This window comes from Rathayibacter sp. AY1E2, assembly GCF_002932325.1.
Lineage (GTDB): Bacteria > Actinomycetota > Actinomycetes > Actinomycetales > Microbacteriaceae > Rathayibacter.
Map to the genome: position 1 here is coordinate 210,932 of NZ_PSVO01000003.1, position 10,422 is coordinate 221,353.

Here is a 10,422-nt window from a genome sequence, read left to right on the forward strand (position 1 = left end):
TCTGACCGGGGACACGGACGACGCCGAGGTCCGTCGCTGGGCGGCGTCCCGCGCCCCGCTCACGCCGGGGACGATCGCCGTGCTGCAGGCCGTCGGCTTCATCAGCGCAGCGCAGCGGGTCCCCGCCGACACGGCCCTCGCTCTCCTGCTGACGGCGGCGGAGGACGACCGGCGCGATCCGCCCGACGTGGCTCGCGATGTCCTCGCGCGCCGCCATCCCCTGGCCGATCCCGATGACGATCGCGGCGCGTCGGTGACCCCGTGATCACCGCCCTTCCAGAGCCGTGGTCGGTCCGCCGCCGGGGGCGCTGTCTCCCGAGTCCGCGACGTGAAGCGCACCGCGCGCCGCCCGCCCCGCCCGCTGGATGCGCGCCCGCACCAGCCGCTGCAGCAGCGCGGGGTAGAGCTGGACGGCGATCGTCGACCCGAGCAGCCAGGCCGCGCCGCCCGTCGCACCCGTGACCGTCGCGGCGAGGGCGAGCGCGACTCCGACGGCCGTGCACGCGAGGTGCACCGCCTCGGAGCGGCGGGTGTGCTGGTCGAGAGCGGCCAGTCCCGCGCGCGTGCCGTCGAAGCAGCGCTCGCGGGTGACGAGGCGGTTCCACCCGACGACGTCGAGCAGCCGGCCGAAGACGCCGACCCCGAGCGCTCGCAGCAGCGCCGGCTCGCGGCGACCCACGTCGAACCAGGACTGCTCGAGCGGACGCGTGCGCGCACCGAAGGTCAGGGCCGCCCAGCTGGTGAGGACCATCTGCGCGACCGCGGCGAAGACCGGATGCGAGGGTCCGATCGCGGTCCAGCCGGCCGCGAGGAGGGTGGCCGCGAGGACGGTGGGAACGAGGATCCGGATCATCTCCGCTCCCTCCTGCTCGTGCTGCGGTGCTCGAGGCCAGTCCAGCAGATCCGCGTCATCCGTGCGCCGAGTCCTCCTCCGGACGCCCCGCGCCGGGCATCCACCGCCTACTCGGCAGCGCTTCCTTGACACCGCCGCCGGCCGGTCACCATCATGCAGTCACGACCGGCGGCGGCGCGCCACCGGCGTCCCGACAGGAACGGTGCACCGATGCCCACCATGCTCTTCGTCAACCTGGCCGTCGCCGATCTCGCCCGGGCGAGGGCCTTCTACGAGTCGCTCGGCTACTCGATCAACGAGGGCTTCAGCGACGAGAACGCCGTCAGCGTGGTGATCAGCGACACCATCACCGCGATGCTGCTCACGAGGGAGTTCTTCGCCGAGTTCACCAGCAAGCCGATCATCGACGCCACCACCTCGACCGAGGTGCAGCTCGCCCTCAGCGCCGACAGCAGGGAGGAGGTCGACACCCTCCACGGCAGGGCCCTCGCCGCGGGCGCGACCCCGGCCGGCGAGCAGGACCACGGGTTCATGTACTCGAAGAGCTTCGACGACCTCGACGGCCACCACTGGGACTTCGTCTGGATGGACCCGGCGGCCGCGGCGGGCGGTGCGCCGGAGCTGTCCGTCGAGGAGATCCGGGCGAACACGACGCACAGCTGAAGCGTGACCCGTGGACGCCGAGCGGTCGACGTCCACGACCCGCGACGGCGCGCCCTCGCAGTCACACTCCGTCACGATCCGGCGCGCACTCCCCTCGGCCTGACAGGCTCCCGGCATCCGCCTTCCGGGCGCCTGACAGGAGCACACCGTGACGATCACTGCACCGGCGACCACCGCGACCACTGCTGCGGCGACCACCGCGACCATGACCTCCGCGCCCGCACCCCGTGCCTCCGCGGCGGCCGGCTTCTCCACGCGCCAGGTGCACGCCGGTGCCGCGCCCGACGGCGCCCACGGGGCGCGCGTCACGCCCGTGCACCTCAGCGCCGGCTTCGTGTTCGACAGCTTCGAGCACGCCCGCGAGCGGTTCGCCGGCGAGGACGAGGGCTACCTCTACACCCGCAACGGGAACCCGACCACCGAGGAGGTCGAGCGCCGGCTCGCCGATCTCGAGGGCGGCGCCGAGGCGATCCTGGTGGCGAGCGGCCAGGCGGCCACCGCCTCCGCTCTCCTGGGGATCCTGCAGGCCGGCGACCGGGTGCTCTCGTCGCGCCGCCTCTACGAGGGCAACCGCGGGCTGCTGGTGCAGAACTTCGGGCGGCTCGGGATCGGCGTGGACTTCGTCGACGACGCGTCGGACCTCGGCGAGTGGGAGCGGCGGATCGGGCCCGACACCCGGGTCCTCTTCGGCGAGCCGATCCCGAACCCGAAGAACGATCTGCTGGACCTCCCGGCGCTGGCCGCGGTCGCGCACCGGCACGGGCTCCCGTTCGTGGTCGACAACACGCTCGCGACCCCGTACCTGCTCCGCCCGATCGAGCACGGGGCCGACGTGGTCGTGCACTCGACCAGCAAGTTCCTCGCCGGGCACGGCTCCGCCCTCGGCGGCGTGATCGTCGACGCCGGCACGTTCGACTGGGCGGCGCGTCCCGCGCTCTTCCCGCACCTCAACCAGGAGGAGCGGTCGTTCGGCGGGCGCAGCTGGACCGAGCAGCACGGCCGGCGCGCCTTCGTCTCGTACACGCGGGACATCGTGGTCTCCCGCCTGGGACCGACGCCGTCACCGCTGAACTCCTTCCTGCTGCGGCAGGGCGTCGAGACGCTGTCGCTGCGGGTCGAGCGGCACTCCGCGAACGCCCTCGCCGTCGCCCGCTTCCTCGAGGGGCGGCCCGAGGTCGTGTCGGTCGACTACTCCGGCCTGGAGTCGAGCCCGTCGTTCGCCCTCGCGCAGCGCCTGCTCCCCCGCGGGCAGGGCTCCGTCTTCTCCTTCACCGTGGCCGGAGGGGAGGCGGGCGCGGCCGCCTTCATCGACGCCGTCGAGCTGTTCAGCCACATGACCCACCTCGGCGACGTGCGCTCGCTGGTGCTGCACCCCGCGTCGACCACCCACGCCGGACGCACCCCCGCCGAGCGCGCTGCCGCCGGGATCCACCCCGGGCTCCTCCGGCTGTCGATCGGGATCGAGGACGTCGACGACCTCCTCCGCGACCTCGAGCGCGGGCTCGCCGCGGTGCGCGCACGCGCCCTCCCCGCGCTCGCGGAGGTGTGAGCGTGGCGCGCCGTCAGCACTTCGGCTGGTTCTTCTCCCGCGGCTTCGGCCCGCAGGGGTGGGGGCACCCCTACCGGGAGTGGAACCACGACTGGACGAAGCCGGGCCTCTACCAGCAGTCGGCCCGCGAGCTGGAGCAGGCCGGCTTCGAGCTGATCGTGATGGAGGACGCCGTCTCGCTCGGCTCCCCGGAGACGCTCGACCTGCGGGTGCGGGGAGCGTACGGCGGGCCGAAGCACGATCCGCTCCTCCTGGCGCCGTACCTGTTCGCGGCGACCGAGCGGATCGGGCTGGCCCCGACGATCAACGCCGGCATCACGCCCCCGTACCTCGCCGCCCGGCAGGCGGCGACGCTGCAGCACCTCAGCTCCGACCGCTTCGGGATCAACCTGGTCACCGACGTCGGCAGCGCCCGCCACGTGGGCCTCGAGCCGCTGTCGCACGACGCGGCCTACGACCGGGCCGACGAGTGGATGGCGGTCGTCCGCCGGCTCTGGCACAGCTGGGGCGAGGGCGCGCTGATCGCCGACCCCGGGTCGGGCCGCTACGCCGACGGCACCCGGATCGACGCGTTCCGCCACCGCGGGGAGCACTTCCGCGTGGACGGACCCCTGAACGCCGTCCCCTTCGCGAACGGCGACCCGATCGTCGTATCCCCCGGCGGCTCCCCCCGCGGCCTGGCCTTCGCCGGCACGCAGTCGGACGTGCAGCTCGCGCTCGCCCCTCTGGAGGCCCGGGCGGTGCGCGACTACCGGGCGCGCGTGCTCGCCGCGGCCGAGCAGCACGGGCGGACGGCGGACAGCCTGCGCGTGCTCTTCGTCGTGAAGCCCGAGATCGTGTCGAGCCCGGAGGAGGCCGCGCGCGTCGTCGAGGCGTCGCGCCACCCCGACGAGGACGCGCTGCGGCGGATCGCGCTCGGCTGGTCGAGCGACCTGGAGACCGACCTCACCGGGCTGGACCTGGACCTCCCCGTCCCGCGGTCGGTGTTCGGCGAGCACGTCTCGCACGGCACCATCGCCGGCCTGTACGGCGGCACGGAGGACGCTCCGCTGCGGGAGCTGCTCACCAGGAAGGCGCGCAAGGGCCGCGTCGCCGAGCGCGCCGGCTTCGTCGGCACCGCGGAGGAGTTCGCCGACTTCGTCGAGGAGCTCGGCGACGACGGCGGCAGCGACGGGCTCCTCCTCTCCGGGGACCTGCACCCGGTCACCCTGCACCGGATGCTCGACGACCTCGTCCCCGTGCTGCGCCGCCGCGGGATCCTCCGCGACGAGCTCGCTCCCGGCGGGACCCGCGCCAACCTCTTCGGGACGTAGGGGGGTCCGCCCCGTCTCACTCCGGATCCTGCGCCCGGCCGGGCACCGGGCGGAAGAATCCGTGCTCGATCTCGTGGGCGAGCTGCACAGCCTCGACACGCGAGGCCGCCCGGTCCCCCGCCGGCGGCCCGGCCTCATCGGGGGTGCAGAGGGAGCGGAGGCGCTGAAGGACGGCTCCTCGCCACTGTCGTGCGATGCCGCCCGCCTCGGTGCTCCGCCGTCCCACCTCGTCGAGTCCCCGCGAAGGCGCTCCGCCGTTCACACGGCGGCCCGCACGGCTTCGAGCGTCTCGAGGAGGAGGGGACGCGGCATGGCGAAGACGAGACGCACGTGGTCGGCGTAGCCGGCGCCGCACAGGCGTCCGGAGGTGAGCGTCACTCCCGCCTCGCGCTGCAGGTGCTGCGCGGGATCGGCGAGGCCGAGAGCACCCAGGTCGAACCAGGCGAGATACGTCGCCTCCGGGGTGCGGTGCCCGATCCGGGGCAGCTCGGAGGCGAGGAAGTCGGCGATGAGGCGCCGGTTGCCGTCGAGGTAGTCGACGACCTCGTCGAGCCACGCTCCGCCCTCCCGGTAGGCGGCCGTCGAGGCGATCACGCCGAGATTCGAAGCGCCGTGCTGCACCGCGAACCCGAAGCGCGAGTAGACGTCCTCGTCTGCGTCGTTCGTGGTGATCAGCTGCGCGGCCTTCAGGCCGGGGATGTTCCACGCCTTCGAGGCGCTCGTTCCGGTGACGGAATGCCGGGCGGCCTCCTCCGAGACCGAGGCGTAAGGGATGTGGGGGACGCCGTCGAACCGCAGCGGCGCGTGGATCTCGTCGGCGAAGACCCGCCCGCCGTGGCGCTCGACGACAGCGGCGAGACCTTCGAGCTCGGACCGCGGCAGGACCGAGCCCGTCGGGTTGTGCGGATTGCAGAGCACCAGGGTGCCCGCTCCCTGCGCGAAGGCCGCATCGATCCCGTCGAGGTCGTGCTCCCAGCGGCCGTCGACGATCGTTCCCGGGACCTCGATCACCTCGCGTCCGATGGCCGACAGGTAGGTGAGGAACGGCATGTAAGCGGGGGTAGGCACGATCACCGATGAGCCGGGGCGGGAGAACTCGGTGACGCCCACTCCGAGCGCGGCCATGACATCCGAGACGGAGTGCACGCGGGCGGGGTCGACCGTCCACGCGTACTGCTCAGCGAGGTACTCCGCGGCGGCCTCGCCCAGCTCGCCCGCAGTCGAGGGGGACAGATAGCCCAGCACGTCGCCGGCCACGGCGTCGTGCAGTGCCCTCCGAACGGCCGGCGCCGTACCGAAGTCCATCTCGGCGACCCAGGCTCCGATGGTGCCGGGGCGGAGGCTCCACTTGCGGCTCGTCGGGCGGTCGAGTCGTTCGCGCGTGAGCGAGTCGAACAGGTGCATGGGAGTCCTCGGGGAAGCGGGCGGAGGGCGCCCCGCTGGTCGATCGGGGCGCCCGAGGCGGGGGCGGCTCAGCTGTTGTCGAGCGGGAGCCCGGGCGGGTTCACCAGGGCCTCGTCCACGGCCTCGTCCTGCAGGCCGTAGGCCGACAGCCAGTCCTGGTACTGACCGTTCCCGATGAGGTAGCCGAGGGCCTGGGCGATCGGCTCGGCGAGTCCGGAGTCCTTCTTCACAGTCGCCGCGATCAGCCCGTCGAGCGATTCGCCCGCTCCGGAGAACGTGCCGGCGTTGCGGGTCGGGTCGGCGCCGTCCTCCGAGATCCGGTTCTGGTAGACCGTCGTCGGGTTGGGCCCGAAGTAGGCGTCGATCCGGCCGGAGCCGAGAGCGAGAGTGACGGAGTTGGCATCGGGCAGTCGCGTGATCTCCAGGGACCTGCCCTCGGACTGCAGACGGGCCTGCCACTCGAGCAGGATCTTCTCCTGGTTGGTGCCGCTGCTGACCGCGACGGTGAGTCCGTCGAGGTTCTCGTAGTCGCCGTCGAACTCCCAGTCGTTCGAGGCGAGGACCTGGAACGCGAGGGTGTCGGCGCGGTAGGAGGCGAAGTCGTACTTCTCCTTGCGCTTCTCCGTGACGGTGATGTTCGAGAAGCCGACGTCGCTGCCTCCGGTGTCGATGCCCACGAAGAGGTTGTCCCAGGTGGAGTTCTCCACCTCGGGCTGCAGCCCGAGGACGGCGGCGACGAGGCGGCCGAGATCGGGCTCCGAGCCGGTGAGGGTCTCGGTGTCGGTCCCGGTGAACGCGAGCGGAGGGAAGCCTGCGGGGAGAGCGCCGACGCCGATCGTCAGGGTCCCGCGGTCGAGGATCTCCTGCGGCAGCGTGCCGCGGATCTCGTCGACGACCGGCACGTCGATGTCCGTCTCGGTCGCCGCTCCGTTGGAGAGGGCACCCACGGTGACGGTGGTGGTGCCGGAGGCGGCTCCCGGGGAGGCCGGGTCGGAGGCGGCGGCACCGGAGCAGGCCGCGAGGCCCGTCGCCAGCGCGGCGGCAGCGAGAAGCGCCCCGACTCTGGTCCAACGAGTGATGTGCGGTCTGGTCATGATTCGATTCCTGTGTCTGTCGTGCGGATGGAGAGGAGGAGGAGTGCGGGGGCTCAGCCGAGGACTCGGCCGAGGAAGTCGCGGGTCCGCGGATTCTGCGGGCGGTCGAGGACCTCGCTCGGGCTGCCCTGCTCGACGACGAGGCCGTCGTCGACGAACACCACCCGGTCGGCGACCTCGCGGGCGAAGCCGATCTCGTGGGTCACGACGATGAGGGTGCGGCCGCTCTCGGCCAGCGACCGGATGACCTGCAGCACCTCCCCGACGAGCTCGGGATCGAGAGCCGAGGTCGGCTCGTCGAAGAGGATCACCTCGGGGTCGAGCGCGAGCGCACGCGCGATGGCCACGCGCTGCTGCTGGCCGCCGGAGAGCTGCCTCGGATAGGCCGCCGCCTTGTCGGCGAGACGGACGTGCTCGAGCAGGGCGCGTGCCCGCTCGCGGGCCTCCGCGGGCGGCTGCCCCTGCGAGATCGGCGCCTCGGTGACGTTCTCGAGGATCGTCAGGTGCGGGAAGAGGTTGAAGCTCTGGAAGACGAAGCCGATCCTCGCCCTCTGGCGCAGGATCTCCTTCTCGCGCAGCTCCTTGAGCCGACCGCCGCGCAGCCGCACCCCGATCAGCTCGCCGTTCACGGAGACGAACCCCTCGTCGAGCTTCTCGAGATGGTTGATCGCCCGCAGCAGGGTCGACTTGCCCGAGCCGCTCGGACCGAGGATAACCGTGACGGTGCCCGCCTCGACGCGCAGGTCGACTCCCCGGAGCACGGTCCGGTCGCCGTAGGACTTGGTCGCGTTGTGGATCTCGATGGCGGCGGTCATCGCGCACTCCTCAGGCCGGCGAGCGAGCGCCGCACCCGCTGGAGGGGCGTGGGCGCGAGCTCCCGGTGCGCGCCGCGGGCGTAGAAGCGCTCGATGTAGAACTGCACGACCGAGATCGCCGAGGTCAGCACCAGGTACCAGATCGTCGCGACGACGAGCAGGGGGATGATGTCCGTCGGGTACGTGCTGCCGAGGTTCTGAGCGACCCCGAACAGGTCGAGCAGCGAGACGTAGAACAGCAGCGAGCTCGCCTTCAGCAGGCCGATGATCTGGTTCACGTAGGCGGGCACGATCGAGCGGAGCGCCTGCGGGAGGACGATGCGGGTGAACTGGCGGCGCTGCGGGATCCCGAGCGCCTTCGCCGCTTCGTGCTGCCCCTGATCGACCGCGAGCACCCCGGAACGGACGACCTCGGCGCTGTAGGCGATCTCGGACAGGCTCAGGCCGATCACGCCGAGGGCGAGCGGAGGCAGCAGCGACACCGTCGGCACCGACCACTGCGGACCGAAGGGGATGCCGATGCCGACGGTCGGATACAGGTTGCCGAGATTGAACAGGAAGATGAGGACGAGGATCAGCGGCACCGAGCGGAACAGCCAGATGTAGACCCAGCTGAGCGTCGACAGCACCGGATTGCCCGAGAGCCGGGCTACGGCGACGACGATGCCTCCGACGAAGCTGATCACGGCGCTGATGGCGGTGGCGAGGAGCGTCAGCTGCAGCCCCTTCAGGATCGCCGGACTGAAGAGCCAGGTCCCGACCTTCGGCCACTCCCACGACGGGTTCGTGAAGAGGGTCTGTCCGGCGTTCAGCAGGAGCACGAGGACCAGTGCGGCGACCACCCAGCGCACCGGGTGGCGCAGCGGCAGCACCGGCCGCTCGCCGAGTCGGGCGAGGTCGATGCCTCCGGGAAGGGGGCCGGACGTGTCCCGCGGTCGAGGCGGCGCGATCGTGCCGCTCATGAGGCACGCCCCGTGACGCGACCGCGCAGGCGTGCTCCGCCGTCGGGCAGGGACGCGGTGAGCTGCGCGAAGGAATCGTCGTGCGCGGTCCGGATCCTCGCGACGTCGAGCGGCCGATCGGTGAGCGTCCGCGCATAGCCGTGCAGGACGACCACCTCCGGAGGCTGGGTCACGTCGTAGAGCGGTGTGTAGCCCGCGGTGAGGTAGAGCCGCTGCGCCTCCGGCTGGAGCGGCCCGGTCGTGAGGTAGACGGTCGAGTAGCCGAGCCGGCGGGCCTCCGCCTCGAGCTCGGCGACCACGCGCAGGGCGAGTCCCTGCCGACGGTGCGCCGAGGATGTCCAGATGCGCTTGAGCTCGGCGGTCGTGTCGTCGAATCTCTTCAGCGCGCCTCCGGCGATCGCGGTGCCGTCGCGCAGAAGCAGGACGAAGGATCCCTCCGGCGGGGCGAACACCTCGCTCGGGTAGCGCGCGAGCTCGGCCGATGCCGGCTCGCCCCAGGCGGTGCCGTAGCGGGTGTCGTACTCGCGCTCGAGCTCGTCGAGCAGGGGCCGGGCCCGCGGGTCATCGGCCCGCACATGGACGAACTCGTCGGCCGCGACGGTGTCAGACGAGGACACGAGCGGCCTCCTCGGCGGCCTGGGCGGCCGCGGCGTCGCGTCGAGCGACCTCCTCGCGCACCAGCGGTATCACGTGGCGACCGAAGTCGAGGGTGTCGTCGACGTAGTCGTAGCCGCGCGCCGAGATGATGTCGACCCCGAGATCGACGTAGTCGAGCAGCGCGGCGGCCACCGTCTCCGGCGTCCCGACGAGGGCGTTCGAGTTGCCGCGCGCTCCCGCGGCGACTCCCGCCCTGGTCCAGAGCGCGCGATCGAAACGGTCGCCTGCGGCGGCGATCGCGAGGAGGCGCTGCGAGCCGGTGTTCTCCGGCGCGGCGAGGCCTCCGGGGGCGGTCTCGCGGGTGCGCGCCTCGATGCGGCGGAGGATCCCCTCCGCCTTCTCCCAGGCCTGCTCCTCGGTGGCCCCGAGGATGGGTCGGAAGGCGACCTGGATGCGCGGCGCGACGTCGCGGCCGGCCGCCGCCGCCGCCTCCCGGATGCTGCGGATCTGCTCGGCGGTGTCCCGCAGCGGCTCGCCCCAGAGCGCGTAGACGTCGCTCTCGGCGGCACCGACGGACAGAGCGGCGGGAGAGGAGCCTCCGAACGAGATCTGCGGCCGAGGCTGCTGCACCGGCCAGACGTCGCTGACGAACCGGGAGAAGCGGTAGTGCTCCCCGACGTGATCGAACGGCTCACGGGTCGTCCAGACCTGCTTGACGATCCTGATGTACTCGGCGGTGCGCGCGTAGCGCTCGTCCTTGCTCAGGTAGTCGCCCTCCGCGGCCTGGTCCGCGTCCGACCCGCCCGTGATCACGTGGACGCTCAGGCGGCCTCCACTCAGCTGATCGAGGGTCGCGAAGGCTTTCGCCGCGACCGTGGGGTAGGAGACGTTGGGCCGGTGCGCCAGCAGCAGCTGGATGCGCTCGAGCCGCGACGCGATGAAAGCGGCGGCGACGGCGGGGTCGGGGGCTCCGGAGTGGTAGGCGAACAGGATGCGGTCCCACCCGCTGTCCTCATGAGCCGCGGCCAGACGCACCGTGTACTCCGGGTCGAAGCTCGCGCCGCTGCGTGCTCGTGTCTCGCTGCCGTCGTTGAGCGCGGCGATGCCGAGGAATTCGATGGGCACTCGAGGCTCCTGCCTGTCGGGGCGCACCGTTCTGCACGCCGTGGGGG

11 protein-coding genes are annotated in these 10,422 nt (G+C 72.3%); 4 read left to right on the forward strand and 7 right to left on the reverse strand.

Annotation, left to right across the window (positions count from 1 at the left end; genetic code table 11):
- Window positions 1-79: 79 nt before the first annotated feature.
- Window positions 80-265 carry a hypothetical protein gene (locus tag C5C49_RS04525; protein ID WP_104345536.1) on the forward strand — a complete coding sequence of 62 codons (186 nt, stop codon included), beginning with the start codon at window positions 80-82 and terminating at the stop codon, window positions 263-265.
- Here the strand turns inward: C5C49_RS04525 and C5C49_RS04530 are convergent, their stop codons facing one another.
- Window positions 266-853 (reverse strand): hypothetical protein, encoded by a 588-nt coding sequence (locus tag C5C49_RS04530; RefSeq protein ID WP_104345537.1) that lies wholly within the window; start codon window positions 851-853, stop codon window positions 266-268.
- Window positions 854-1,063: 210 nt separating this feature from the next.
- On the opposite strand from C5C49_RS04530, the gene C5C49_RS04535 reads away from it, so the two are divergent.
- The 3 genes from C5C49_RS04535 to C5C49_RS04545 all read left to right on the forward strand — a co-directional run bounded on the left by C5C49_RS04535 (window position 1,064) and on the right by C5C49_RS04545 (window position 4,378).
- Window positions 1,064-1,516 carry a VOC family protein gene (locus C5C49_RS04535; protein WP_104238888.1) on the forward strand — a complete coding sequence of 151 codons (453 nt, stop codon included), beginning with the start codon at window positions 1,064-1,066 and terminating at the stop codon, window positions 1,514-1,516.
- 205 nt (window positions 1,517-1,721) lie between these two features.
- Complete coding sequence (locus C5C49_RS04540; RefSeq protein WP_104345566.1) at window positions 1,722-3,065, forward strand: O-acetylhomoserine aminocarboxypropyltransferase/cysteine synthase family protein; 1,344 nt, start codon at window positions 1,722-1,724, stop codon at window positions 3,063-3,065.
- 2 nt (window positions 3,066-3,067) lie between these two features.
- Window positions 3,068-4,378 (forward strand): LLM class flavin-dependent oxidoreductase, encoded by a 1,311-nt coding sequence (locus tag C5C49_RS04545; RefSeq protein WP_104345538.1) that lies wholly within the window; start codon window positions 3,068-3,070, stop codon window positions 4,376-4,378.
- 258 nt (window positions 4,379-4,636) lie between these two features.
- Here the strand turns inward: C5C49_RS04545 and C5C49_RS04555 are convergent, their stop codons facing one another.
- From C5C49_RS04555 to C5C49_RS04580, 6 genes are all read right to left on the reverse strand, one after another.
- On the reverse strand, window positions 4,637-5,782 hold the full coding sequence (locus tag C5C49_RS04555) for a MalY/PatB family protein (RefSeq protein WP_104345540.1): 1,146 nt from the start codon (window positions 5,780-5,782) through the stop codon (window positions 4,637-4,639).
- A 68-nt stretch (window positions 5,783-5,850) separates the two neighbouring features.
- Window positions 5,851-6,876, reverse strand: a complete 1,026-nt coding sequence (locus tag C5C49_RS04560; protein WP_104345541.1) for a transporter substrate-binding domain-containing protein — start codon at window positions 6,874-6,876, stop codon at window positions 5,851-5,853.
- 53 nt (window positions 6,877-6,929) lie between these two features.
- Entirely contained in the window at window positions 6,930-7,691 is a 762-nt protein-coding gene (locus C5C49_RS04565; RefSeq protein ID WP_104223287.1) for an amino acid ABC transporter ATP-binding protein, read from the reverse strand.
- On the reverse strand, window positions 7,688-8,653 hold the full coding sequence (locus C5C49_RS04570; protein WP_104233982.1) for an amino acid ABC transporter permease: 966 nt from the start codon (window positions 8,651-8,653) through the stop codon (window positions 7,688-7,690). The genes C5C49_RS04565 and C5C49_RS04570 overlap by 4 nt, the downstream gene beginning before the upstream one ends.
- Complete coding sequence (locus tag C5C49_RS04575) at window positions 8,650-9,270, reverse strand: GNAT family N-acetyltransferase (protein WP_219812350.1); 621 nt, start codon at window positions 9,268-9,270, stop codon at window positions 8,650-8,652. Before C5C49_RS04575 ends, C5C49_RS04570 begins: the two co-directional genes overlap by 4 nt.
- Window positions 9,257-10,375: an LLM class flavin-dependent oxidoreductase gene (locus tag C5C49_RS04580; RefSeq protein WP_104223289.1), complete on the reverse strand. Its 1,119-nt coding sequence runs from the start codon at window positions 10,373-10,375 to the stop codon at window positions 9,257-9,259. Before C5C49_RS04580 ends, C5C49_RS04575 begins: the two co-directional genes overlap by 14 nt.
- Window positions 10,376-10,422: the final 47 nt, after the last annotated feature.

Bases quoted from the DNA above. Each gene is read 5' to 3' on its own strand.
- C5C49_RS04530 (WP_104345537.1), bottom strand. From the start codon at position 853: ATGATCCGGATCCTCGTTCCCACCGTCCTCGCGGCCACCCTCCTCGCG.
- C5C49_RS04535 (WP_104238888.1), top strand. From the start codon at position 1,064: ATGCCCACCATGCTCTTCGTCAACCTGGCCGTCGCCGATCTCGCCCGG.
- C5C49_RS04540 (WP_104345566.1), top strand. From the start codon at position 1,722: ATGACCTCCGCGCCCGCACCCCGTGCCTCCGCGGCGGCCGGCTTCTCC.
- C5C49_RS04555 (WP_104345540.1), bottom strand. From the start codon at position 5,782: ATGCACCTGTTCGACTCGCTCACGCGCGAACGACTCGACCGCCCGACG.
- C5C49_RS04560 (WP_104345541.1), bottom strand. From the start codon at position 6,876: ATGACCAGACCGCACATCACTCGTTGGACCAGAGTCGGGGCGCTTCTC.
- C5C49_RS04565 (WP_104223287.1), bottom strand. From the start codon at position 7,691: ATGACCGCCGCCATCGAGATCCACAACGCGACCAAGTCCTACGGCGAC.
- C5C49_RS04570 (WP_104233982.1), bottom strand. From the start codon at position 8,653: ATGAGCGGCACGATCGCGCCGCCTCGACCGCGGGACACGTCCGGCCCC.